We start from the raw sequence: 26,660 nt of genomic DNA, 5'->3' as shown, positions 1-26,660 counted from the left end.
TTTTTAGTCTATTTTTTCAATTACAATCCTCTTAAGCAGCTACAAACTTCGCAAAATCTTAAAACAAAATCCATTGTAGGCCTTGAATGACATCATTTAAAATAGTTTCATAGTATAGAGAAAGTACTATAACTATTTAAATATTTTTAATTTTAATTTAAACCAACAAAACTAACTGGTAAAGTATATAATGAAAGGACAAAAGGAGGTAGAAGTATGACTTTGTATTTTGATCATTTAGTTCATCAAGTTCAGTCACCAGAAAATATGAAAGTCTTTTTAAATAAACGTCATATCCATACCGTGAATGGTGGGCAACACACAATGTGGGGGACATATAATACGTTAAGCTATTTTGGATTAAGCTATATTGAACAAATAGCAGTATACGATCATGCACTATTTGAGGAAGCGGCTAAATTACCGTATTCTCTGCATTATACGTTCAAACAGAACAATGAGCGCTATGGTTTTTCAAGAATTGCTTTACGTACAACAAATATAGAGCAAGAGGCACAACGATTAAGTGCTCTTGGTTTCGATGTTTATGGACCAGATGCTTGTAGTCGAACGAGACCAGATGGATCAGTTGTGCATTGGAAACTATTGCATTTTGGGAAAGTAGGGCAAGCAATTGATTTTCCATTTTTTATTGAGTGGGCTGATGGAGATGAGGAGCGCTATGCGCAGTTAATAGCCAGTGGGGCGGTAACAACATCACAAACGATTTCAATGGAATCTGTGCAATTTTATGTGCAAGATGCACAGGCAACAGCAAAGTTATGGCATGAAGTATTACAATTACCGGAGCCAGTTGTACATTCCGAGTTTATTGCCCTACATTTGCCAAATATTCGTTTAGATTTCTATGAAGAAGCTGCTGCTACAAAAATGATGCTTGGACATAAAAGTGAAGGGCCTTTCGGAGTGACATTGAAGGATACTGAACGAACAAAGGAAACATTAATGTTTCCTTCGGCATTTTATTGGCTTAACCCTTAGAGATGTTTAAAGTAGGACCGTTTATAAATAAGGAGCTGTTCAGTTGTTGAACAGCTCCTTGTACCTTATAATTTCACAACATTGGATGCTTGCGGACCGCGATTGCCTTCCACTACATCAAATGAAACCTTTTGCCCTTCTTCAAGTGTACGGAAGCCTTCCTCTTGTATGCCCGTAAAATGTACAAATACATCTTCTCCATCATCACATTCAATAAAGCCATAACCTTTTTCGTTATTGAACCACTTTACGATTCCTTGTTGCATAAGCATTCGCCTCCAATGCGCTTGAATGTAAAATACTATCAATTAAATCGTGACATAATTGAAAAAATATGAAAAATTGCATTTTCTCTTAGAACATACATGAATTCATTAGAGATGTCAATTGATTGTCGAAATATTGCATAACTAACTGTGTATTCTTTCACAATAAAGTCTATAATGGAGTTGAATCATATATAGAGAAAGTAGGGTTCCATATGACAACGAAAAATCAACCTTTATCAGATTTAGAAATTGCTAGCCAAGCGGTAATGAAGCCAATTATAGACATCGCCAAAGCGGCCGGCATTCCAGAGGATGCATTAGAACAATACGGTCGCTACAAAGCTAAAATCGATCCTTTAAAAATAACAGCTCATGGTGAGGATGCAAAGGTGGTATTAGTGACCGCCATTAGTCCAACGCCAGCTGGTGAAGGAAAATCAACAGTTACGGTTGGGTTAGCAGATGCCCTTCATCAATTAAAGAAAAATGTTGTTGTTGCATTGCGTGAGCCTTCCCTAGGCCCAGTAATGGGTGTCAAAGGGGGCGCAACGGGTGGTGGCTATGCACAAGTTGTACCGATGGAGGATATTAACCTACATTTTACTGGTGACTTACACGCCATCACAACAGCGAACAATGCGCTGTCAGCATTTATTGATAATCATATCCATCAAGGGAATGCTTTAAACATAGATCCTCGTCGTATCATTTGGAAACGTGTGATGGACATGAATGACCGTGCGCTTCGAAAAGTGGTGATCGGTCTTGGTGGACCAGTACAAGGGATGCCACGTGAGGATGGCTTTGATATTACAGTTGCCTCTGAAATTATGGCGGTATTTTGTTTGGCAACTAGCATAGATGATTTGCGTGAGCGTTTAGCAAGCATCGTGATTGGTTATACATTTGATCGTGAGCCAGTATTTGTGCGTGATTTACAAGTACAAGGTGCACTAACGCTGCTATTAAAAGATGCGTTCAAACCAAACTTAGTGCAAACATTAGAAGGGACACCTGCTATTATTCATGGCGGCCCATTTGCGAATATCGCACATGGCTGTAACTCCATTATGGCAACACAAACAGCACGTAAGCTAGCTGATATCGTCGTAACAGAAGCGGGCTTCGGTTCCGATTTAGGCGCTGAGAAGTTCATGAACATTAAAGCACGTAAAGCAGGTTTTAAACCAAGTGCGGTAGTCATCGTGGCAACAATTCGCGCATTGAAAATGCATGGCGGAGTAGCGAAAACAGCACTTGTTGGAGAAAACGTGCCTGCCCTGTTACAAGGCATCGAAAATTTAGCGAAACATGTGGAGACGATTCGTACATTTGGTGTTGAACCAATTATCGCGTTAAATCGTTTTATTACAGACACAGAAGCAGAACTAGAAGCCGTGCTAAACTGGTGTCAAGAAAATCATGTGCGCATTGCCCGTACGAATGTCTGGGAAGAGGGCGGCAAAGGTGGATTAGCCTTAGCAGAACAAGTAATATCTGTGTTAGATGAAGAAAATAATTTCTCTCCTTTATATGATGTAACCGAATCAATTGAAGAAAAAGTACGTACTATTGTGCAGAAAGTTTACGGCGGGAAAGATGTCCAATTTACAGACCAAGCGAAAAAACAAATGGCACAAATCGAAAAATTCGGCTGGGATACGTTGCCGATATGTATGGCCAAAACACAATATTCGTTATCTGACCAACCAAGTTTACTAGGACGTCCTGAAGGCTTTACCGTAACGATTCGTGAAGTCATTCCAAAGCTTGGTGCAGGATTTTTAGTTTGCTTAACAGGTGATATTATGACGATGCCTGGTTTACCTAAACAGCCAGCTGCCCTACGTATGGATGTCGATCGTGAAGGACATGCGGTCGGGTTGTTTTAATTAAAAACCGCGGGTAAAAGTAGTTGTTTCGCGGGTAAAGTTTAAAAAAACGCGGATAAAATACCTCAATTCGCGGGTAAAACATTCACAATATAAAAGCTGCCAACATCTCAATAAGATGGGCAGCTTTTATTGTTCCTTCAGCGGGAGGGTATTACATGCAGTCAATTTCTTTCCTACTTCCTTCGTAACGTATTACTTCCTTTTTACCTAAAATGAACTTCGGAAAAATGTTCCTAAATGAATTATCGATCCTTGTTAGCACGACTCCAATGATGCGGCATTTCGCAAAATGATCACATAGTGGATGATACATGAATCATTAAAGGTAGGCGTTACGTTCCAATCTACTCAGGTATCGAATAGTAGAAGGTAACATCGTTTAATGAAGAATCCATCATACCTTGCTACATTTGGTAAAAGCCTTCGTGGTCGTGCAAACAAAACTAACTGGTTGTTCACAAATTTTTGTATTGTACATGTACTATGCGGGTTGACAAACTTGAAAATAAGGGAAAATGTTCACTTTTATTGAAGATGATCGGTTACACTATACGCATTTCATCATTCTGTCAAACAGTATTCAATTGTAAGCCCGCTGAAGTTATTTAAGCTAGTAAAACACATAGTTTTTTGTACGCTACGCAAATTGTAAGTGTACAGAACAATAGAGGTTGTTCTGTATGTTTATTTTACAATAGTCTGAATAATTAATCAATTGATATGTATTTTTTATTTGTTTTTCTCTAGAAAAGGCTACATCGTTACCAACTTCCGATAGCAATACAGTATAATAGGCAAAGAGGAAGGACTGAGAATGGATATGAATGATTTAAAAAACAAGGTACGTGGTATCTATGAGCAATTTGATGCGAGTCATGATTTTCAACATATTGAGCGCGTTTATGAAAATGCGGTAGCGATTTTACATACAGAACCAGATGCAGATGCAGAGGTTGTGAAAATGGCGGTGCTTTTGCATGATGTGAGTGATAAAAAGTATACAGATAGCAAAGAACAAGAAGAACAGCTTATTAATGAATTGCCGATTAGTGATGCAAAAAAACAACATATTCGTGACTGCATCGCACAAGTGTCGTTTAATGGGGGCAATGAACTGAAAGCCACTTCACTTGAAGCGAAAATTGTGCGTGATGCTGATCGTTTGGATGCGATTGGCGCAATCGGCATTGCACGGACATTTGCTTATGGTGGTGCCAAAGGTCGTAAACTCTACGATGATACAGAAGAAGCACGTACAACAATGACCGAGGAAGATTATCGAAGTAAAAATACATCTTCTGTAACCCATTTTTATGAGAAGCTTTTATTATTGAAAGATTTAATGACGACTGATAAAGGCAAGCAAATGGCAAATGAACGCCATCAATTTATGGTCAGCTTTTTACAGCAATTACAGAACGAAAGAGATGGAAAAGCATAATGAGTCATTTAATCGTACAAAATTTAACGAAGACAGTGGGCGATAAAACGCTCTTTCAAAATATCGAATTTACAATTTATGAAGGGGAGCGTGCGGGTCTCATCGGCATTAATGGTACAGGGAAATCTACGTTGCTGTCCATTTTAGCTGGTCAAATCGAAGCGGATGCAATTGCCATTGATCGTCCGAATAAATATCGTATAGCGTATTTACCCCAAGAACCAACATTTAATAGTGGTGAAACGGTACTACAAGCCGTGTTTGCAGGCAATTCGCCCGTTTTACAACTGAACCGACAATATGAAGAAACTGTGGCTGCGCTTGCGATGTACCCAACGTCAGAAAGCTTACAAAAAACATTGTTTAGCTTACAGCAACGTATGGATGAGGAGCAAGCTTGGGATGTCAATGCCCTTGCGAAAACCGCGCTGACAAAGCTTGGCATTGAAATGTTTGATAAAGAAGTGTTAACCCTTTCAGGTGGTCAACAAAAACGTGTCGCTTTAGCAAAAGTGTTAATTGAGCCAGCAGACCTTTATTTATTGGACGAGCCGACCAACCATTTAGATGTACAGTCTACAGAATGGTTGCAGGAAATGGTATTGCGCTTAAAAGGTGCTGTTATTTTCATTACCCATGATCGTTATTTCTTAGATGAATTATCAACCCATATATATGAAATTGCCGACCAAACGCTATATCGACATACAGGCAACTATGGAGACTTTTTAGAGGCTCGTGCGATTCGTGAGGAAATGGCCGCGGCTTCAGCCCAAAAAGATCGCAATCGTTATCGTTCGGAGTTAAAATGGATTCGTCGCGGTGCAAAGGCGCGCTCCACAAAGCAAAAAGCTCGTATTCAGCGTTTCGAACAATTGGAAGACAACTTAGAACGCAAGTCAGATGATGTGTCACTGGAATTGGGCTTAGCGACAACACGCCTTGGACGCAAAGTATTAGAGGCTGAAAATATATCAAAGGCTTTTGGTGCACAAAAAATCGTTGAGCATTTTACGTTTTTACTGCAACAAGGCGATCGTATTGGTATTATCGGTGCCAATGGCGTTGGTAAATCCACTTTACTTAATATGCTAGCTGGCGAACTTTCACCGGATAAGGGAGAGATTCATGTTGGCTCTACCGTCAAACTTGCCCATTTTAAACAGACGTTACCGAAAATGAATGAAAATGAGCGCATGATTGAATATATTCGTGAAGCGTCAAATGACATTACCGATGCAGAAGGTGTACGCTATTCCGCTGCCCAAATGTTGGAGCGCTTTTTATTCCCACTGCATGCACACGGTACACCAATCGGTAAATTATCCGGTGGAGAACGGAAGCGCCTGCATTTATTAAGACTTTTAATGGAACAACCAAATGTCCTGTTATTGGATGAGCCGACAAATGATTTAGATATTGAAACGCTAGGAGTATTAGAAGACTTTATCGAACATTTCCCAGGCGTCGTCATCACCATTTCCCACGATCGCTTCTTCCTTGATCGTATAGCTAAAAAGCTATGGATATTAGACGGGCAAGGACATGTCGATGAGTCGCTTGATATTTATAGCGATTATTTACAAAAGCGTGAGCAGGAAACATCTGTCAAGGTAGAAGCACCAAAAGTGGAGAAACAAAAGATTGATAAGCCAAAATCTGACAAGAAAAAACTGTCGTTTAAAGAACAAAAAGAATGGGAAACCATTGCAGATGAGATCGAAAAAACAGAGACAACGATTATGGAAACCGAGGCAGGGATTGCAAACGCTGGCGCTGATTTTACTAAATTGCAGGAGTTAACGGCGAAATTAGATGAACTAAATGCACATTATGAGCATCTCATTGAAAGATGGTCGTACTTAGATGAAATCGTAAACGGATAAGGAGTGTATTACATGAAAATACTTACAATTGAACCGACACCAAGTCCTAATTCAATGAAGATTATCGTCGATACGGAGTTACCGTTTGGCAAAAGCTTTAACTTTACAAAGGACAACAAAGACGAAGCGACAGGAGAAGCGGCAGCTATTTTAGCCATAGAAGGGGTTAAAGGCGTCTATCATGTAGCGGACTTCTTTGCAGTCGAACGTAATGCAAAGTACGGCTGGGAAAGTATTTTATCGAGCATTCGACAAGTATTGGGGGAAGATGTAGCGGAGGCTAGCGACATCCAAATTGCCAATGAATTTTTCGGTGAAGTTTATGTCCATGTCCAGTTCTACAAGCAAGTGCCGTTACAAGTAAAAGTATTTGACAATCAGCGAGAATACCGTGTGAGCTGTGGTGATCGTTTTGTCGATGCATTTAATAACATTATTGCAACAGATGTCGATGAAAACTACATCTTCCAACGTAAATGGATTGACTATGGCGTTCGTTATGGTGAGCTTGAGGAAATTGCGGAAGCGGTCAAACAGGAAATCAATGTGACCTATTCTGTACAACGTTTAGCTGATATTGTTGCAACGGCGAATGATACAGAAAAGACCAATCAAAAACCAGCTAAGTTAAAAATAACGGTGGAACAGTTCCAACAGCCTGAATGGGAAAAACGTTTCCAATTACTTGATCAAATGGCAGATCCCGAGCTTGATGATTTACCACTTTTAGATTTAGCGTTGCAAGATGAGCAAATGTCCATCCGTCGTTTGGCAACGGTCTACTTAGGCATGATTGAAGATGTAGCAGTAGTACCATACTTGGAAAAAGCATTGCGTGATAAAAGTGCTGCGGTGCGCCGTACGGCAGGAGACTGTATGAGTGACCTAGGCTTTGTGGAGTTTGAAGAGGCAATGCAACAAGCATTACAAGATAAAAATAAACTTGTCCGCTGGCGCGCAGCAATGTACCTGTATGAAGTAGGAACAGAGCAATCTTTACAAGCGTTAAAGGCAGTCGAAGATGACAAAGAATTTGAAGTAAAACTTCAAGTGAAAATGGCGATTGCCCGTATTGAGCAAGGAGAAGAAGCAAAAGGCTCAGTGTGGAAGCAAATGACCGAATCACGTCAACAATAATTGCATAATAGTCATTACAAGAGCATCTAATTTCGATGCTCTTGTTGTATTTTTCGCTGCTAGAATCAAGAGACACTAAAGCATCCGAAATCATCGATAAATTCTCCAGTATCGCTAATCAGGCGTGGAAAAGTAATTTAAGTAGTAGGTGAAGCCGCTTTTTCAAATGCTTTCTTAAAGGCATACATATAATTTTTAATTGCTCGTTGACTAATTTCTACTTGTGGGACCATGTGTTCAAAGCCATGAAAGCATCCAGGATATAGATGAAATTCGGTCGGTACACCCGCTTTTGTAAGCCTCGCAACATATTCAATAGTTTCATCACGGAATGGATCTAAATCGCCGATAAATGTATACGTAGGAGGAAGATTAGCATAATCGTCTGCATGCAGAGGAGCTGCATAAATAGGCGCTTCACTAGCATAATGAGGCCCTAAATACATTTCCCATGCACGCTGATTTTGCGGACCATTCCATACTCTAGCATCAGTAATTTCATTATTTGACGGTAAAATACAACGATTATCAATCATTGGATAAAGTGGCATTTGAAAAGCAATTTTCGGCCCTTTTCGATCCCTTGCCAACAAGGAAACCGCGGCAGTTAATCCACCTCCAGCACTTGCACCATGGACTGCAAGCCGTGTTAAATCAATCCCTAGTTCAGAAGCATTTGCCGCTAGCCATTCAAGGGCTGTATAGCAATCTTCTACACCAGCAGGGTAAGGATGTTCAGGTGCTAAGCGATAGCCAACTGAAACGACAACACAATCTAATTGAGCAACAAGCATTTGACAACTTGCATCAAACATTTCGATTGAGCCAATGATAAATCCCCCACCATGAATATATAAAATAGCAGGTACAGCGCCATATTTTTCAACTGGTTCATAAATTCGAATACGAACGTCTGGGGCCCCGTTAGGACTAGCAATAAAGCGCTCTGATATCATAACATTCTCCATTTTTACTTCGTCACCGCTAAGCATTTCATTCATCGCACCACGCGACTGTGCAATATTCTCTCTTGTTAAATGCAAATCTTCCATAGCTGATAAGAACGTTTTTAATTCAGGGTGTACTCGATTTTCCACTTGCATGCCCTCCTTATATTGAAACGATATTTTAATTGTGATTAAAATATCACAATTAAAATATAGTACAATGATTAAGAGAAGTCAAACGAAAAAAAGAGTATTTAGAAAATTGGGGGAATGACAATGCAGTTACTTATCCAATCGGGTGATCTTGGGCCAAAATGGTTCCATGTCACATTGCGAGCAATTGTCCTCATGGCGGAATCGAACGAACTACTAAAAAGTAATGTCATTGCCGAGACACTAGGGGAAGATGCTACATTCATTAGAAAAATGCTCGCCAAACTTGCAGAACAGGATTATGTACAGGCGCATAGTGGTCGTTATGGGGGCTATTGTCTCAATAAAACACCAGCGCAAATTACGATGCAAGATATTTATAAAGTGTTAGGAAATGACAATGAAACACCCTATTGGTCGGTGCCATCTACCGGTTCAGAACGTTTTATCTCTATGGTTATTGCAAAAGCCGAAAAAACGTTTCAATCGGTACTGGCAGACTATACAATTCAAGATATTTTGGAGAATAGAAGTCAATAGGTGGTAGGGAATAAGACTCGTAGACTCTGTACTTATTTTAATAATGGAGGTGCATCTATCTGTGCATAGAGAAATCGACTATCAATGGCGTATTACTAAGTACAATCCTGCTTATCGAAATGCAGAACGACATTATTTGCGAGATGAGTGGACAAGTGCTTCAGAAATCGGGAAATCTTTTCATGGAGAAATATTAACGTTAGGCGACTATTTACAGGTCGAGAATGCGTATGTAGATACGGTAATGAAATGTCTTGAGGTTTATCAAATTGAGAATGTCCGACTAATCCATCTTGAGACATATGGTCTGTCTGACGTGGATAAAAGTTCTCCTTTATATGATGCTGCGTTTGATACAATTTCGTTGGCAGAAGATATGCTAGTAACCATTGCTCAAATTCCTATCGTCTGTAAAATGGTGTTGCGAGAGTTTATTCATTGCCAATTGATTACCGAGGATTTATTTGTCCAGTTCGGTTATGACTACTATATGTATATTGGAGCGAACAGCATACAACAGGAAGCACTTCAATTTGCGAGCGAGCAATGTCTTTTTGTAGAGCAAATGATGTCTCCCTATTATCTTTCTGAAAAGAATGTTATACGAGAAGTGTCATGGAGTTTTCCAGGAGAGGCAATAATCGAAGATAGTGAATTATTGACCGATATTACGTTAGAGGAGTTGCAAACTATTTTTCAACTCTCTTCTATTCATCCGGTTACAGGCTCTTACAAAATTACAGAGGACAATGCGAAGTTTTTCCAAAAGAAAATCAAGCATAAAATGGACTTTAATAAGTATGAATACTATTTATTAGCTGGAAGTTAAGTAAATAGAGATGTTCGAAGTTGTTATTAGTATAATATATGAACACAAACACGCGCCTGAAACGTTGCTTTTAAAGCGTTTTGGGCGCGTGTAAGTTATTACAAACCACTGTTTATTTGGGAAGGAGCTAATATACTAACATTTATAATTATTTGAAACATAGTAGTTTGTGTTTCCCAGATATTCGAAATATTGAAGAGATAATAATGAGAGGTGATAAAATGCAGTTACATGACTTTATGCACGAAAATTACCCCAATTTACTACTTCAACCACCTTTATTTTATAATTGGCATATAGGGATCCGTTTTGAACTTGGGGTTAATTGGAAAATAGAATATGATTATCCAAATAACCCTTATGTGTTAGGGTGTTATAAAAGAGCGATTACTTTATTTGAAGCACTGCATAGTCCAAATGAAGAGATTTTTGTAGTGATGGATATTCATGATGTTAAAAATAATAGAAACTTAAAACGTAAATTAAAAAATTTTCCACGTTATGTGAACCAATCTTTATTGTTGAAATTAAAGCATGAAGCGTTACCGTATATATTCCCTGAAGATGATGAAGATGGGAAATTAATAACCCATCGATTTACTTTACAATGTAAAACGTTTGATTTTAACTATATTCCACTGTTAAAAGCCATTTGCAATCAAGACTTGGGATTGAAACCGCAGATTTACTATGATGTTTACTTCATAAATATTAATAGGAAAACCATTTTTCACGTCTACGATGACAGAGGTTGTGATTTGTTGGCAACTTCTCCCGCTACAATAAAAGATATTTACAAGAAGCAGAATGACTGGATTTTAGACTATGACAGAGCGGAAATTGATAAGGTGTTTTTATAGAACATGATAGTGAATGTCTACCTTTATTAAAAACCTATCTGAAAGGAAAGAAATCGACTATTGGAGCTAATAGCATCCACCTTAATTACCGAAGATATTGCGCACTAGTATCAAAAGCACACGATGGATTTTATTAAGTATGCGTAAAAGCTAGAAATTAAAATACAAAAGCATTCGCTCAAAACGTAACTTTTATTGCGTTTTGGGCGAGTGTTTTCTATTGGGAAAAAGCGGTAAAAAAAGTTCGTGTGATTCTATGAATGATTATCATTTTGTCCAATATATTAGTAAATATACAATATGAAAATATAAATTGTAAATATTTTCTAATATAAAGGGGGCTTTATACATGCTTGAACCAACGATCAAGACAACGGCAACGTATCAACGAGATCGGGAAACGGTTATTGCCTTAACACAAAAGCTCGTGCGGATTGAAAGTGTCTATCGCGAAAATGACCCGCATGGCAATGAACAGGAAGTAGCCAATTACGTGGCGCAATATTTGCGGGCTAGCGGTATTGAAACGTTTGTCGAAGAAGTTGTACCTGGTAGACCGAATGTTATTGGCATTATTGATTCGGGAAAGCCAGGGAAAACGCTACTTTTTGAAGGACATACAGATGTTGTAACCGAAGGCAATCGTGAAGCATGGACATATGATCCTTTCGGTGCGGAAATTATTGATGGACGTATGTATGGACGCGGGACGAATGATACAAAAGGTAATCTCGCTTGTATGATAACAGCTTGTCAGTCATTGCTACTAGATGGCGAGGAATTTACGGGCAAAATTATTTTATGTATCCCATGTGATGAAGAAGGGCTCATGTTAGGCATAAAACATTTTATTCGCAATGGCTGGACGGATGGCGTAGATGGTGCCATTATTTGTGAGCCACAAGAAAATAATGTTTGCATTGCACAACGCGGTGCTATTCGCTTACAGGTCGATATTTTCGGCAAAATGGCACATGGCGCGATTTCTTGGAGTGGCATTAATCCGAATTGGCGGATGGCACGCTTGATTGTGGAGCTTGAAAAGTTAGAAAAAGAAGAGCAAGCGCGTTTAGGTCGTGATCCAATGCTTAACTGGCCATCCATTACACCAACGATTTTACGTGCACCAGTAAAAGGGGATGCGCAAATTAATGTAATCCCTGATCATTGTATGACGACGCTAGATATTCGCACCGTTCCAGCCCAGGATCATGATGAATTATTAGGCAAAATCGATGCCATTATTCAACGACTCCAAGCAGATGATCCAGACTTTCAAGTGGAGCTTACGGTGCTGGATAATCGCCCAGCAACCGCTACTGCAAAAGAACAGCCAGTTGTCCAAGCTATTTACGAAGCGGTAGCAGAGGTGACGCAAAAAGATCCAATTTATAACGGAGTGCCAGGTGCTACGGATGGAACCTTCCTCCATGTACATGGTATACCAATCGTCACTGTTGGGGCGGGTGACCGTGAACTACCGCATCAAATTGATGAATATGTCGATATTGAAGAGCTTGCAGAAACGACAGCTATTTATCGTTTAGCAGCATTAAAGTTTTTAGCAGGTGATGCATAATGGTCAAAATCGCAGTTATTCCTGGAGACGGTATTGGTAAGGAAGTGATGGCAGAAGCATTAAAAGTGCTTGCACAACTGCGCCAAGATGAACCATCTTTAGACATTGAAACGACCATTTTTCCGTGGAGCTCGGATTATTATGTACAGCATGGTTGTATGATGCCAAAAGATGCGCTCACTACATTAAGAAACTATGATGCGATATTATTCGGTGCGATTGGTGATGCGCGTGTACCAGATGATGTTACGGTATGGGAATTTATTATGCCGATTCGTAAGCAATTCCAGCAATATGTCAATTTTAGACCAGTCAAATCACTACAGGGCATTGCTTCACCATTGGCGAATAGCAAAGATATCGATATGGTTATTTTCCGTGAAAATACAGAAGGGGAATATTCGAATAGTGGTGGACATATTTATCATAACCAGCCACAGGAAATGGCGATTCAAAATACGATAATGACACGGCTCGGTGTTAAAAAAATTGTACAAGCCGCGTGTGATTATGCTCATCAAAATGGCAAGTCGAAAATTACCAGTGCAACGAAATCAAATGCCATTATCTATGCTATGAAATTTTGGGATGAGATGACGAAAGATGTTGTGGCACAAGCTTCGCCAACTTTAACGTTGGAATCTCTCTATATCGATGCATTAGTCGCTTATTTTGTAGAGCGGCCGCAAGATTTTGAAGTAGTGGTGGCATCGAATTTATTCGGCGATATTTTATCGGATTTAGGGTCGGCACTTGTTGGAGGGCTAGGGTTATCTCCTTCGGCAAATTTAAATCCTGAAAAAGCATTTCCATCAATGTTTGAACCAGTGCACGGTTCTGCACCCAATATTGCAGGGAAAGGGATTGCTAATCCGATTGCGCAAATTTGGTCACTTGCGTTATTGCTTGGGCATATTGGAAGACCTGATTTAGAAAAGCGAATCGTTGCGGCAATTGAAGCAGTGTTAATCGAGGGAGCCGTGCAAACAGCGGATATTGGCGGACAGGCAACAACTACACAAATGGGGGATGCCATTTGTCTGGCGCTTGAAAATATTAAACAAACAGCAAGGGGTGTGTAAGATGGCAGTTACACAGCAAGTAATCATTGTGACAGGTGCTGGGGGAGGAATGGGGAAGGCGATTATAGAAGACCAACTGGGCAAAGGGCATATTGTGATAGGTCTTGATTTATCGGTTACTTCACTGGCACATCTAGCGCAACAATCTTTGCAAACATATGAAGTCAATGTTTTGCAAGAAGATAGCATACAAGCCATTGTCCATGAAGTTTACGCCAAGTATGGACGAATTGATGGGTTGGTCAATGCATTAGGCATTGCACAGGCTGCGACGCCGATTGAGCAAGTAACAATGGATGATTGGAATCGACTAATGGACGTAAATGTGAAAAGTCTGTTTATTACAACAAAGGCCATTGTGCCGTATATGAAGAAGCGGAAAAAAGGTTCGATTGTGACCATTGCATCGATTTCTGCGGTGCGTCCTCGTCCCGGTTTGCAGGTGTATATTGCTTCTAAAGGAGCGGCGGAAAGCTTTACACGTGGGCTGGCAATTGAGCTTGCCTCCCATCAAATTCGGGTCAATACCATTCATCCAGGACCAGCAGACACGCAAATGCTAGCGCAGTTTACTGCACATAATGCAGATGCTGAACATGCAAAGCACAATGTTTTTATACAATCAGTGCCACTTGGCCGTTTAGTCGACCCATCTGATATTGCAGGTGCCGTAAGTTACCTACTATCAGATGCAGCAGGCATGGTAACAGGGACAACGTTACATGTAGACGGAGGCCGTGGCTTATAGGAGGAGTACGATGCAAATTATACCGATGCTAATAAATGGAAAGTGGGTACAAGGAGATGGTCAGGCGTTTATAGATGTTGTCAATCCTTCTACTGGTGAAGTACTCGCGCAACTAAAAAATGCTAGTAAGGCACAGGTAGATGAGGCGGTACAAGCTGCACGTATTGCGGTTGAAAGTGAAGAGTGGCGCCAAGTGAAAGCTTTTGAGCGTGGTCAGCTATTACTCGAACTGGCACAGTATATTCGCATGCATGCTGAAGAATGGAGTTTGCTAGAATGTCGGGATGTTGGAAAGCCCTTAACACAAGCACGTGCCGATGTTGAAGCAGCAGCACGTTACTTTGAGTTTTACGGTGGGGCTGCCGATAAGCTTATGGGAGACACGATCCCTATCGAAGACGGTATATTAAATGCTGTCGTGCTAGAACCTGTAGGGATTACCGTCCATATTGTACCGTGGAATTATCCTTTACAAATTACGGCAAGAAGCGTTGCCGCAGCAATTGCAACAGGAAATGCAGTCATAGTCAAAAGTGCAGAAGATACCCCGTTGACAACCCATGCGATGACACAATGGTTTGCCCGAAAATTCCCAAAAGGGATTTTTCAACATATTACGGGATTAGGTCGTGAGGTAGGCCCGTTGTTAACGAGGCATCCTGACATTAATCATATTACATTTACTGGTTCTGTTGCTACGGGTATAGAAGTGATGAAAGCAGCAGCCCAAAACATCGTACCTGTCACATTAGAACTCGGTGGAAAGTCCCCGAATATTGTGTTTGCGGATGCGCCAATGGAACAGGCATTAGAAGGCGTAGTCCGTGCCATTATTCAAAATGCGGGGCAAACATGCTCTGCTGGTGCGCGCTTACTAATTGAAGAAGATGCAAAAGCGTTGTTTATCAAGCGGTTAGTTGACAGGTTTCAAACTTTGAAGATTGGCCCGGGGGAAGCTGATGTTGATATGGGCCCTTTATTAAATGAACGGCAATATGTAAAGATTTCCGCACTGTTGCAACAAGCAAAAGAGGATGGTTATGTGATCACGGGTGGCGACACGCTAACAATAAAAGGCTATGAAAAAGGTTACTATATCCAACCAACGATTCTCGATGGCGTAGATGCCGACGCTGAACTGGCGCAGGAGGAAATTTTCGGACCGGTGTTAACTATATTGACATTTTCAACAGTGGAGGAAGCAATTACCTTAGCCAATGGTACGGATTATGGATTAGTAGCTGGTGTTTGGTCTAAAGATTTAGACACGGCTCATTATGTGGCTAGTCGAGTGAAGGCAGGACAAGTATTTGTCAATAATTACGGCGCAGCAGGTGGGATTCAAATGCCGTTTGGTGGTTATAAAAAGAGCGGAATCGGCCGTGAAAAAGGTTTTGTGGCACTAAGAAATTATACCCAAATGAAAAATATTGCGATACGCTATGCAACACCTGAGCGTACGTGAACAGGGGGGAGCATGTGGAACAAGCACAAGACAAGCAAGTGTTGTTGGAAGTAAAGCAATTACACGTCCAATTTCATTTGAAAAATGGGAAAAAGGCAAAAGTAGTCGATGATGTAAACTTTGTTATTTATAAAGGTGAGACGGTAGCACTTGTAGGGGAATCAGGCAGTGGCAAGAGTATAACATCGCTGTCAATCATGCGCTTGCTTCCGATGCCTCCTGGAGAAATATCCGCTGGTACCATTACATTAAACGATAAAAATCTACTCGATATGAATAATAAAGAAATGAGTAAGATTCGAGGCAATGAAGTGAGCATGATTTTTCAAGAACCGATGACATCACTTGACCCCGTTTTTACCATTGGCAATCAAATGATGGAAGCGATTCGTAGGCATCAAAAAATATCTACAAAACAAGCGAAAGAAAAGTCACTACAACTATTAAAAGAAGTGGGTATCGCCAATGCAGAAAAGGTTCTCACTGAATACCCGCATCAGTTATCTGGTGGCATGCGACAACGTGTGATGATTGCTATTGCCATGTCCAATAACCCCCAACTATTGATTGCAGATGAGCCGACAACGGCATTGGATGTTACGGTGCAAGCACAAATTGTAACGTTAATGATGAAGCTGAAAAAAGAACAGCAATCAGCCATTTTGTTTATAACACATGATATGAGTGTTGTTGCTGAAACCGCAGATCGCGTCATGGTGATGTATGCTGGGCAAATTGTGGAGCAAGCGCCTGTTCGTGCGTTATTTCTCGAACCGAAACATCCCTATACAATTGCCTTATTAAAAACGATGCCTACCTTAGAAACTGATATAAAAAGGTTACCATCTATCCCAGGCACTGTACCACCTGCCTATGCATTACCAGAAGGCTGTCGTTTTGCACCACGTTGTCCATTTGTGATGGAGCATTGCCGTCATGTTTTACCAGAAGTTACGTTGTTGCAGCATCAACATCATGTAAGGTGTCATTTATACACGGAGGAAGGGGCGTTGGTAAATGACGGACAAAGAAGTATTACTTGAAATTCATCATTTAAAAGCTTATTTTCCTGTGAAACGTAAGTCTATGAAAGAAGCAAAAAAAGTCGTTAAGGCTGTTGATGATATTTCAATTGACATCTTCCGTGGGGAGACACTTGGTATTGTTGGGGAATCAGGGTCTGGAAAGTCAACATTTGGGCGCGCGATTTTAAAGCTTGTTGAATCGACAGCTGGAGAAATTTTGTATAAAGGCCAAGCCATTCATCATTTGAAGGGGCGCGAATTGCAAAAATATCGCAACCAAATGCAAATGATTTTTCAAGATCCCTTTGCATCATTAAATCCACGCATGCGTATAGGCGCCATTATTGAGGAACCAATGGCTTTACAATTGTCATTAACGAAAGAGCAGCGAAAAAAACGGGTCAGAGAACTATTACAAAAGGTTGGTTTACCGGAAGATGCTATGCACAAATTTCCCCATGAATTTTCAGGTGGGCAAAGACAACGAATAGGCATTGCCCGAGCACTTGCCATCAATCCGGAGTTTATCATAGCAGATGAGCCAGTTTCTGCTTTAGATGTTTCCATACAATCACAAGTATTAAACTTGATGATGGATTTACAGGATGAATTTCAATTAACATATTTATTTATTTCCCATGATTTAAGTGTTGTCAAACATATTAGCGATCGTGTTGCAGTGCTGTATTTAGGAAGGATTGTGGAAGTAGGCACAAAAAAAGAATTGTATGCACATCCACTTCATCCATATACACAAGCGTTACTTTCTGCGATTCCTGTTGTGAATTTTGATGAACCGAAGCAATTAGTCCCATTACAGGGGGAGCTACCAAGCCCGATGAATCCACCGATTGGTTGCGTGTTCCATACACGCTGTCCGTTTGTCATGGAGCAATGTCGGCTAGCGCGGCCTCCATTGCAACAAAAAAATGAGCATCAGCAAGTAGCGTGCTTTTTATACGAAAAATAATCAGAATATTCAATTTTTACAAAGGGGGGGGTGGGTTAATGTTTGGCAATATTACCGATGTACCAGGCGTGAAAGTAGGGCATGCGGAAGATAGAGAAGGCATAACGGGATGCTCCGTTATTTTAGTGGAAGATGGTGCTGTTTGTGGAGTCGATGTGCGAGGCTCTGCACCAGGCACACGTGAAACAGATGCATTGGATCCTATTAATGAAATTCAACAAGTGCATGGCATTTGTCTAGCGGGTGGCAGTGCATTTGGTTTGGATGCCGCAACAGGTGTTATGCATTACTTAGAGGAACAAGGTGTAGGGGTAGATGCGGGTGTTACCAAAATACCAATTGTACCTAGTGCAGTATTATTTGATTTATTTATTGGTGACGCACATATAAGACCATCAGCTCAGATGGGTTATGAAGCAGCGAAAAATGCCAAGATTGGTGCTTTTGTAAATGGCAATATTGGCGCAGGCTATGGTGCAACAGTTGGGAAATTAGCAGGTCCACAATTTTGTATGAAAGGTGGTTTAGGCAGTAGTTCACTTATAGGGAAGGATGGGCTTATCGTAGGCGCTATGGTAGCGGTCAATGCAGTAGGCGATGTAAAGGACCCTACTACTCGAACAACGATTGCTGGGGCGCGTAACCGAGCAACAGGGCAATGGCTGGATAGTTGTTCCTATTTAGAAGAGCATGGTCAATCTCAGGCACTCGCTGGTACCAATACGACCATTGGCGTTGTTGCGATGAATGCAAAGTTAACAAAGGCAGAGGCGAAAAAAATCGCACAACTAGCACAAAATGCCTTAGCACGTACGATTTATCCTGTCCATACTATGCTAGACGGTGATACGATTTTTGTTTTAGGTACAGGACAGCAAACGTATCCAGTCGACTATATTGGACACTTAGCAACAAAGGTCGTGGAGGAAGCGATTATTGCTGGTGTTAAAGGTGCTACTCAATTAGAGGACGTAGAAAGTTATATAAGTATTCAACAACAGCATAAAGGGGGAGAAATACTTTGAAGCAGAGTAGAAATTGGGTTTTCCTAATGTTGTTATTGCTTTTAGGGGTGATGATTAGCGCATGTTCAAATGATAATGACAAAAAAGATACAAATAAAGTACCGACAAATGCGCCAGTAACAACAGATACACCGCAAGAAATTGTAGTCCGCATTAATGACGACCCGGATTTTTTAGATCCTCATAAAGCAACAGCCTCGATTTCCTATCAGATGATTCTTAATATTTTTGAAGGATTGATGGCACCCGAAACAGATGGCTCCTTAAAAGAAGGGCTTGCGGAAAGCTATGAAATTTCACAGGATGGTTTAACTTATACGTTTAAAATTCGTTCAGGTGTGAAATTTCATAATGGCGAGGATTTAACAATAGAAGATATTCAATATTCGTTTGATCGCTTAATGGGCAAAAATGGTGGTGAAAAAATGTCGAATAACTTTGATAATGTAGCATCTACCGAAGCCCCAGATACAACGACTTTTGTCATTAAGTTAAAAGAACCGAATTCCAATTTCCTCTATTCCTTGACTGCTCGCCAAGCAGCCATTATACCGAAAAGTAATGACGGCAAGCATAATGAAAACCCAATCGGGACTGGTCCTTTTGCTTATGTGAAATATGCTCCAGGTTCAAATTTAGTGTTGAAAAAGAATGAAAGCTATTGGAAAGAAGGCTTGCCTTACTTAAATAAAGTAACTTTTGCGTTCCAATCCGATGATCAAGCAGCCATTATGAGCTTAATGGCAAATGAAGTTGATTTAACAAGTGTCCCTTGGCAACGGGTAAATGAGGTGGAAAATAGTCATCATTTATCGCATCAAAACAATAACTCTTCTTTAATTGTCACATTTAATGAAACGAAAGCACCGTTTGATAATATCAAAGTGCGTCAGGCCATGAACTATGCCATCAGTAAAGCGGATATTATTGATTCTGTCTTTGCTGGTTATGCTGTACCACTTGGCTCGAACATGAGTCCAGCAATGGGAGACTATCAAAAGAAAGGGTTAGAAGATAAGTACAAGCTTGATGTGGCAAAGGCCAAGGCATTATTAGCTGAAGCAGGGTACCCAGACGGCTTTAAAACCAAAATTACTGTATCTTCTCATAACGATATTTATTCCAATATAGCGCAAATTGTTGCCGCTAACCTCAAAGAAATTGGTGTAGATGTAGAGATTGAAGTGGTGGAATGGGGGATTTGGCTTGATCGTGTGTACTTTGGTCGCGACTATACTATGACGACGATTGATTTAACAGGTCGTGCCTCTGCCTATGAAATTCTAAATGACTATATTTCTACCAATGAGAGTGAAAACTTCTTCTTATTTAAGAATGAGGAATACGACAACATCATGGCTGACGTTTTAAAGGAAACAGACACGGCAAAGCAAATGGCTTATTACCAACGTGCACAAGAAATTTTAGCGGAGCAGGCAGTGTCGGTTTATGTAGCGGATTACCAAATCGTCTGGGGTTCTGACAAGCAAGTAACAGGGCTAAAGAGCTATCCATTCTGGTTCCATGATATGACCGAGGTAAAATTCTCAAACTAGAAAGAGATGATTGCAAATGATGTATATGATACGTCGATTCATCCTGTTAATGACAACGATTCTTCTAGTGTCGATGATTACGTTTGGCGTTTTTCAAATTTTACCTGGGGATCCTGTTCGAACAATGTTAGGAACAGAAGCGGATGCAACACAAATTGAAAACTTGCGGTCTGAGCTTGGTTTGGACCGCCCCCTTTATGAACAATACACTGATTGGATAAAGGGACTATTGACAGGAGAATTAGGTCATTCCATTCGTTTCTCCGTGCCTGTAAAAGATTTATTGTTGGATAGACTGCCTGTCACGATGTCACTAGCTGTCCTGACATTAACCATTGTATTAATGGTTTCCTTGCCACTTGGCATGTTTGCTGCGAGACGCCAAAATAAGCTGAGGGATGTATCCTTATCGACATTGACACAAATTGGGATGGCGGTGCCTTCATTTTGGCTCGGGATGATGCTGATTTTATATGTGGGTATGCAGTTTAGTTTTTTTAAAATTAGTGGCTATATTCCGTGGTCACAAAGTATCGCCGGGGCGTTAAGTACGCTTATTCTGCCGGCGTTAACTATCGCTATACCTCAAATTGCTGTCAACTTCCGTTACGTGCGTACGGCCATTTTAGAACAAATGCAACTTGATTATGTACGGACAATTCGCAGTAAGGGGATGTCGGAACAAAATGTGATGTATAAGCATGTGTTAAAAAATGCTATGATTCCGATTTTGACCGTTTTTGGTTTGATAATGGCAGAAGTTGTGGCAGGAACGATTATAGTAGAGCAGGTATTTTCATTGCCAGGTGTTGGACAGCTATTGATTACAGCGATTAGTAATCGCGATTTCCCACTAGTGCAAGGCATCGTGATGTATATTACGGTAGCCGTTGTTGTTATTAATTTTATCGTCGATATTTTATATTCTGTGTTAGATCCAAGAATCCGATTACGATGAGAGGTGGATGCAATGGACATTGTGAAACGATATATGAAAAATATAAATTTACTCATTGGTCTACTCGTCATCGTCGGGTTTTTACTTGTTATGATTACTAGCTTCTTTTATACGCCATATGATGTGAATATGATGAATATTCCCGAAAAATTACACAGCCCAAGTAGTAAGTATCTATTTGGTACAGATGAATTTGGACGTGATATTTTTAGTCGGATGATGAAGGGGACACAAACAGCCTTTGCGGTAGGTTTATTAACGGTCATTATCGGTACATCATTTGGTATTTTAATCGGTGGACTAGCAGGTTTTCTAGGTGGCTGGGTCGATGAACTATTTATGCGCTTAATGGATGCGCTAATGGCGTTTCCAGGCATAATTTTAGCGTTAATGCTAGTAGCTGTTTTCGGGCCTGGCGTTGTCAATACCGCAATTGCCCTTGGTGTGATTGCCATACCTGCTATTGCTCGAATTGCACGCAGTGGCTTTGTCCAACATCGGGATGCCGAATACGTACTAGCCGCTAAATTAATTGGTGTCAAACCTTATAACATTATGTTTCGTCATATTTTACCTAATATATCATCCCAAATTATTGTGGCAGCAACGGTTACTTTTGCGACGGCCATGCTTGCTGAAGCAGCACTAAGTTATCTAGGGCTTGGCGTTCAACCACCAAATCCTAGTTGGGGGCGTATGTTAAAAGATTCGCAAGCGTATTTAGTAAAAGCTTCGTGGTATACATTTGCACCAGGTGGAGCTATTACTCTATTAGTGCTAGGGTTGTATATGTTGAGTAATGCTGTGAGGGATTATATGGACCCCCGCTCCAAATAGTTTTAGTGATTGGCAATGTAATATAAAACGTTCTATACTATAGTAATTATATGCTCATAACAGAGGAGGACTATATTAATGAACGCAACCATTATTACAACAGACAGCGATTTGCAAACGGCTTTAGCTATTCGCAAAGCTGTATTTATAGAAGAGCAACAAATTCCAGCATCCGAAGAATACGATGAATTTGATACACTCGCTGCGTCTTGTGAACATATTCTTGTGTATATCAATGAACAACCCGTTGGTACAGCTCGATTACGTGTAGTAGACGACTATGGCAAACTGGAACGAATTTGTATTTTACAGCCATTTCGTAAATGCGGGCTCGGAAAAGTGATTATTGACAAGCTTGAAGGGTTGGCACAGGAGAAAGGTTTAACGCAATCAAAACTTAGTGCACAAGTATATGCAGAGGGCTTTTATGAAAAGTTTGGCTATCGTCGCACAGGAGAGGAATATTTGGACGCAGGCATTCCACATGTTTTAATGAAAAAGCAATTTAACAAGGCTTAACGTGTAGTAGGTTAAATACCCACGGAATGAGTGCTTTTACCCGCGAAAAACATAGGAATACCCGCGAATCGAGATCCAATACCCGCGATGTACTAGAATGAAAAGAGGTCTTCTCAAATGATTTTTTTGAGAAGACTATTCTAATTGTTAAAAATCAGTGGTTGGATGCCATACACCTTGTTCATTTTTAATCATTTTCATTTTGAAAGGTACATTTGTAAACGGGATAAAGAATTGAATGGTTCCTTGCGATTGACTAAGTTGTTCAAATTCTGCTTCCTCAATACCATTATAATTATAAGCGCTTATAAGCATTTGAATTTCCCTTGTGAAATAATATTCTTTTATATTTTGTTTGTCTAAATACTTTTCAATTTCGGAACGTGTATGTTTCGCTAATAATGAATAATGTGTTAAATAATCGCCTTGTGCTTCTGAAAATGCATACATTTTTGCAACAGTTAGTGGTTTAACACCTTTAAGGATATTTAAATCATAATTTTCTTTAAACGCATTATAAAGTGATTGTTCCTCGGTGGTTAACGTAAAGGTTGGCTCAAGTTTTTTTACTCCTACAATTTTTCCGATGAATGTATCATTCTTTACTACTCCAACTGTCCCACCTTTTTTATTCATATAAACGGCATACTCATTTTCGTGCAATGGTGCAAGGTTTACATCAATCGTTTGCATTTTAGCATCGCCCATATGGAAGCGACTGTTAAAATAATATTTATAAATTTCCTGCTGTTCAGGTTGAGGAAATTGTACAGGAGCCACTGCCCCCGGCAAAGCAAGGAACTTGCCATTTAACGATACTTGTCCATTCGATGTTTGTACGTGATCGCCTTCAATACCAAATACCGGAGAAACTACGATATCGTAACGATCATAGTATGCAATGTAATCACCTACTTCAATTTCTCCTTGTGGATCAATCACCATGGGTAGATTTGATAATGCCCACTGTTTCCCCATAACATAAGAGATAGTTGGGTTAATGACTTTTAAGTTTTTCGATTCGATAATCGGTAGTACAGTTTCATTTTTTTGCAGTAGTGAAACAAGGTCATCAGGGTCTGTAGGTAATGTCGAAACGGTTTTAGACGCAGTTGCCTCATGCGGTGTAAATTGTAACTTCAAAACGAAGCCTACAATCAAAACAAATGTCAGCGCTATTAAGGGTACTTGCCAATGCTGGTTTGGAGTGCGTATTTTTACAGGTCGCTTAGGTGTAAGCATACGTTGTTTCATGTCCTCCGTAAATGGAACGTCTGCACGAAGTTCTCGCTTTAGTTGCTCCTTTAAATTATTCATGGATAAACACCTCCGGCTGTGCTGATAATTTTGATTTTAGTAATTCTTTTCCTCTACGTAATCTTGTGCGCACAGTATTTTGAGAAATATTCAGCAAGTCTGCAATTTCTGATGCCTTAAATTCTTCATAATAAAACAAAATAATAGCTTCTCGATAGTGAATTGGTAAACTCATTACTTCTTCCTTTAAAGATAGAAATTGTTGTTGTTGCATGACTTCCTGTTCAGCAGATTTTTCGTTCGACCAAAAAGGAGTTAAAAATTGCAGCACGTTTCTGCGCTTTATTTTACGCAATTCATCGTGACACCGATTAATTAAAATTCGGGTTAAATAGGTTTTCAGTGTTGCGTCCTTGCGAAAAGCGTCACCCTTTGTGACAAAGGTCAAAAAAACATCTTGCGTAATCTCTTCTGCGAGTTGCTGATCCTTTACATATAAATAGCTCAGATGGAAAAGGTATTCACCATATTCCTTCACTAGCTGTTCCATTAAACTACCACCTTACATGTCTTTTAACTCTTAGACGTAAAAATTCAAGAAAATTGTTCAAAATAATGAAAATAGTTACAAGTCTTCTATATGATTATTACAAAAATATGGAGGGGGCTATGGATAATGTATTACCTATAAAACAAACTCCATTTTGCGTATGTCAAAATGGAGTCTTTAATTTAAAAAGAAATAGGGACTTCCTGTAATGTTGGGTAAGATGTGATGGCACCATGTTTTGTTGTGGATGTAGCGGCATAACGATTGGCAAAGGTAAGAAGGGGCGTAGCAAATGTTTCGCAAAAGGCTTCGAGCGACTCTACTGTAATGTTTTTCTGTAACAACGTACTTAAAATGGCACCGATAAAGGCATCACCTGCACCTGTTGTATCAAGCACTTGTACAACTTCAGCAGCAACTTTTACATGCTGTTGCTTCGTGTAAAGACTAGCTCCTTGTGCACCATGCGTGACGAAAATGACTTGAACCTTGTCTTGAAATAATGACTGCACGGCTTGCTGCTCATCGTCTATATGCGTTAAAAACGATAGTTCATCATCGGAAAGCTTCACGATATGCGCACGCGGAATAAAGTTTAAAATCGTTTGCCGGCATGCTTCAGCGTCATGCCAAAGGGGGAGTCGTACGTTCGGGTCAAAAGAGACAAGACTCCCCGTAGCATGCGCTTGCTCAATAATCGCCTGATGTGTTTGCTTCATTGGACTATCCACCAAGTTCACCGAGCAAAAGTGGAGGATAGCATGAGCTGTTAGTAAATTTGTCGGCAATTGTGCTGGGCTGTACAATAAATCAGCCGCATTTTTTCGATAAAATAAAAAGTCACGTTCACCATCCGCAGTCAAGGACACAAAGGCAAGGCTTGTTTCACCTTCAGTTGTTTGTGCAATATATTGCGTATCTACACCAGCTTGTTTCACGGTAGCAATCAAAAAGTCCCCAAATGCATCTTGTCCAACCTGTGTTAGTAGGGCAGCGGGTTGGCCTAATTTTGCACAGACTGCTGCTACATTCGCCGGTGCACCACCCGCATTTTTCGTAAACTGTTCGACCGATAAAAGCGAACCACTTTGTCCAGCGGGCGTAAAATCAATTAAGAGCTCACCAATTGCATACAGTTTTCGCATACAATACCTCCTTGTCCAATCAATGCTTCATTCCTGCAAATGAGCTTTTTGCTTTGGAATATAAATAGTATAAAAAATCCCACCAAAAATGAGTAAGATACCAAGCGTTTGAATAGGGCTAGGCATGAAATCAAGCAGTAGCATATCTAATAAGATAGCGACAACGGGATCTACAAATACTAAAACAGACACTAGTATAGTAGATAGGCTACGAATACTATCAAAAAATAAATAATAAACGAATCCGGTATGAATAAAGCCTGTCCCTAAAATATAAAGCCAATTCGTTGTTGTCAATCCTTCAAATAATGAAAAATCTACAAACGGTACTAGCATCACAATACCTACCGCCGTTTGTATAAATGTTAAGGCATAGGCGCTTAAATTTTTTATCGTTCGGCTTGTTAACATCGTAAATGCATAAAATAAAGCTGAGAGCAATGCCCACACAAAGCCTGACTGCATAAATTCAGATAATGAAATAAAGTTTTGTAAACCAATAATAAAAATACTGCCGATAAAACAAGTTATCGTTGCGACAAGGGCTTGTACAGTCATTTTTTCTTTAAGCAATAACGCCCCTAAAATAAGCACAAAAATAGGTGCTAAATTATAAATTGAAATGGCAATCGAAATCGACATCTCCTCAAAAGCTTTAAATAAAAATACCCAGTTTAAGACGATAAAGACACCACAAAGAAGGGTGCGCAATAGTTCCTTTTTGTTCCACACCTCCGTTTTATGCCCGCCCGTTATTAGCCATAAAGCGCCAAGAAAGAGCGTTGCACAAACACAGCGGATAAAGACTAGCTCTGTAGCGGGTAAGCCAGTATGGATTGTGAAAAAGCCGATGGAGCCAAAAATGGCCATAGACACTGTAAGTTTTATGATTGCTGAGACATTCATAACAAACCTGCTTTCTAGTAGTAATGAAATGGCTACTATTTTTTAGCTATTACAATAATGGAGAAACCGACAGCGTTGT

25 protein-coding genes are annotated in these 26,660 nt (G+C 40.1%); 19 read left to right on the top strand and 6 right to left on the bottom strand.

What is annotated here, in order from left to right:
• Positions 1-216 precede the first annotated feature (216 nt).
• Positions 217-1,002, top strand: a complete 786-nt coding sequence (locus FC748_RS08720) for a VOC family protein (protein ID WP_108030527.1) — start codon at positions 217-219, stop codon at positions 1,000-1,002.
• A 65-nt stretch (positions 1,003-1,067) separates the two neighbouring features.
• On the opposite strand, the gene FC748_RS08715 is transcribed toward FC748_RS08720, so the two are convergent.
• The gene (locus FC748_RS08715; RefSeq protein ID WP_004269397.1) at positions 1,068-1,268 is read right to left on the bottom strand and encodes a cold-shock protein; all 201 of its coding nucleotides are present in this window, start codon (positions 1,266-1,268) and stop codon (positions 1,068-1,070) included.
• A 215-nt stretch (positions 1,269-1,483) separates the two neighbouring features.
• On the opposite strand from FC748_RS08715, the gene FC748_RS08710 reads away from it, so the two are divergent.
• The 4 genes from FC748_RS08710 (at position 1,484) to FC748_RS08695 (ending at position 7,630) form a co-directional block, all read left to right on the top strand.
• Positions 1,484-3,163, top strand: coding sequence for a formate--tetrahydrofolate ligase (locus FC748_RS08710; RefSeq protein WP_108030528.1), 1,680 nt, complete (start codon positions 1,484-1,486; stop codon positions 3,161-3,163).
• A gap of 823 nt (positions 3,164-3,986) precedes the next feature.
• Positions 3,987-4,607 (top strand): HD domain-containing protein, encoded by a 621-nt coding sequence (locus FC748_RS08705; RefSeq protein ID WP_024363477.1) that lies wholly within the window; start codon positions 3,987-3,989, stop codon positions 4,605-4,607.
• Complete coding sequence (locus FC748_RS08700; RefSeq protein ID WP_108030529.1) at positions 4,607-6,493, top strand: ABC-F family ATP-binding cassette domain-containing protein; 1,887 nt, start codon at positions 4,607-4,609, stop codon at positions 6,491-6,493. Before FC748_RS08705 ends, FC748_RS08700 begins: the two co-directional genes overlap by 1 nt.
• A 12-nt stretch (positions 6,494-6,505) precedes the next feature.
• Complete coding sequence (locus FC748_RS08695; RefSeq protein ID WP_108030530.1) at positions 6,506-7,630, top strand: conserved virulence factor C family protein; 1,125 nt, start codon at positions 6,506-6,508, stop codon at positions 7,628-7,630.
• A gap of 137 nt (positions 7,631-7,767) precedes the next feature.
• Here the strand turns inward: FC748_RS08695 and FC748_RS08690 are convergent, their stop codons facing one another.
• Entirely contained in the window at positions 7,768-8,727 is a 960-nt protein-coding gene (locus FC748_RS08690) for an alpha/beta hydrolase (RefSeq protein WP_024363480.1), read from the bottom strand.
• A 126-nt stretch (positions 8,728-8,853) separates the two neighbouring features.
• Here FC748_RS08690 and FC748_RS08685 point away from each other — a divergent pair, with 126 nt between their 5' ends.
• From FC748_RS08685 to FC748_RS08620, 14 genes are all read left to right on the top strand, one after another.
• Entirely contained in the window at positions 8,854-9,270 is a 417-nt protein-coding gene (locus FC748_RS08685; protein WP_167492660.1) for an Rrf2 family transcriptional regulator, read from the top strand.
• 61 nt (positions 9,271-9,331) lie between these two features.
• Positions 9,332-10,099 carry a DUF7683 domain-containing protein gene (locus FC748_RS08680; protein WP_108030532.1) on the top strand — a complete coding sequence of 256 codons (768 nt, stop codon included), beginning with the start codon at positions 9,332-9,334 and terminating at the stop codon, positions 10,097-10,099.
• 221 nt (positions 10,100-10,320) lie between these two features.
• The gene (locus FC748_RS08675; protein ID WP_238600189.1) at positions 10,321-10,959 is read left to right on the top strand and encodes a DUF3885 domain-containing protein; all 639 of its coding nucleotides are present in this window, start codon (positions 10,321-10,323) and stop codon (positions 10,957-10,959) included.
• A 349-nt stretch (positions 10,960-11,308) separates the two neighbouring features.
• Positions 11,309-12,538: a M20 family metallopeptidase gene (locus FC748_RS08670; protein ID WP_108030533.1), complete on the top strand. Its 1,230-nt coding sequence runs from the start codon at positions 11,309-11,311 to the stop codon at positions 12,536-12,538.
• The gene (locus FC748_RS08665) at positions 12,538-13,620 is read left to right on the top strand and encodes an isocitrate/isopropylmalate dehydrogenase family protein (protein ID WP_024363485.1); all 1,083 of its coding nucleotides are present in this window, start codon (positions 12,538-12,540) and stop codon (positions 13,618-13,620) included. Before FC748_RS08670 ends, FC748_RS08665 begins: the two co-directional genes overlap by 1 nt.
• 1 nt (position 13,621) lies before the next feature.
• Complete coding sequence (locus FC748_RS08660) at positions 13,622-14,368, top strand: SDR family NAD(P)-dependent oxidoreductase (protein WP_024363486.1); 747 nt, start codon at positions 13,622-13,624, stop codon at positions 14,366-14,368.
• 10 nt (positions 14,369-14,378) lie between these two features.
• Positions 14,379-15,833, top strand: a complete 1,455-nt coding sequence (locus FC748_RS08655) for an aldehyde dehydrogenase family protein (protein ID WP_025219241.1) — start codon at positions 14,379-14,381, stop codon at positions 15,831-15,833.
• 14 nt (positions 15,834-15,847) lie between these two features.
• Positions 15,848-16,876, top strand: coding sequence for an ABC transporter ATP-binding protein (locus FC748_RS08650; protein WP_108030534.1), 1,029 nt, complete (start codon positions 15,848-15,850; stop codon positions 16,874-16,876).
• Complete coding sequence (locus tag FC748_RS08645) at positions 16,851-17,828, top strand: ABC transporter ATP-binding protein (RefSeq protein ID WP_108030535.1); 978 nt, start codon at positions 16,851-16,853, stop codon at positions 17,826-17,828. Before FC748_RS08650 ends, FC748_RS08645 begins: the two co-directional genes overlap by 26 nt.
• Before the next feature lie 38 nt (positions 17,829-17,866).
• Entirely contained in the window at positions 17,867-18,853 is a 987-nt protein-coding gene (locus FC748_RS08640; protein WP_108030536.1) for a P1 family peptidase, read from the top strand.
• Between the two features lie 26 nt (positions 18,854-18,879).
• Positions 18,880-20,409, top strand: a complete 1,530-nt coding sequence (locus tag FC748_RS08635) for an ABC transporter substrate-binding protein (protein WP_108030595.1) — start codon at positions 18,880-18,882, stop codon at positions 20,407-20,409.
• 16 nt (positions 20,410-20,425) lie between these two features.
• Entirely contained in the window at positions 20,426-21,367 is a 942-nt protein-coding gene (locus tag FC748_RS08630) for an ABC transporter permease (protein WP_108030537.1), read from the top strand.
• 12 nt (positions 21,368-21,379) lie between these two features.
• A complete protein-coding gene (locus tag FC748_RS08625) occupies positions 21,380-22,204 on the top strand; it encodes an ABC transporter permease (RefSeq protein WP_024363493.1) in 825 nt (274 codons plus the stop codon).
• 78 nt (positions 22,205-22,282) lie between these two features.
• A complete protein-coding gene (locus FC748_RS08620; RefSeq protein ID WP_108030538.1) occupies positions 22,283-22,723 on the top strand; it encodes a GNAT family N-acetyltransferase in 441 nt (146 codons plus the stop codon).
• A gap of 147 nt (positions 22,724-22,870) precedes the next feature.
• Here the strand turns inward: FC748_RS08620 and FC748_RS08615 are convergent, their stop codons facing one another.
• The 4 genes from FC748_RS08615 to FC748_RS08600 all read right to left on the bottom strand — a co-directional run bounded on the left by FC748_RS08615 (position 22,871) and on the right by FC748_RS08600 (position 26,581).
• Positions 22,871-24,040: a S26 family signal peptidase gene (locus tag FC748_RS08615; RefSeq protein WP_108030539.1), complete on the bottom strand. Its 1,170-nt coding sequence runs from the start codon at positions 24,038-24,040 to the stop codon at positions 22,871-22,873.
• Positions 24,033-24,530 (bottom strand): sigma-70 family RNA polymerase sigma factor, encoded by a 498-nt coding sequence (locus FC748_RS08610; RefSeq protein WP_108030540.1) that lies wholly within the window; start codon positions 24,528-24,530, stop codon positions 24,033-24,035. Before FC748_RS08610 ends, FC748_RS08615 begins: the two co-directional genes overlap by 8 nt.
• A 182-nt stretch (positions 24,531-24,712) precedes the next feature.
• Positions 24,713-25,675 carry a carbohydrate kinase family protein gene (locus tag FC748_RS08605; RefSeq protein WP_108030541.1) on the bottom strand — a complete coding sequence of 321 codons (963 nt, stop codon included), beginning with the start codon at positions 25,673-25,675 and terminating at the stop codon, positions 24,713-24,715.
• A gap of 27 nt (positions 25,676-25,702) precedes the next feature.
• Complete coding sequence (locus tag FC748_RS08600) at positions 25,703-26,581, bottom strand: DMT family transporter (RefSeq protein WP_024363496.1); 879 nt, start codon at positions 26,579-26,581, stop codon at positions 25,703-25,705.
• Positions 26,582-26,660: the final 79 nt, after the last annotated feature.

It is taken from the genome of Lysinibacillus sphaericus, assembly GCF_005217585.1.
Lineage (GTDB): Bacteria > Bacillota > Bacilli > Bacillales_A > Planococcaceae > Lysinibacillus > Lysinibacillus sphaericus.
Note: the sequence above shows the minus strand (reverse complement) of the source record. Positions and strands in the feature narration are given on the sequence as shown.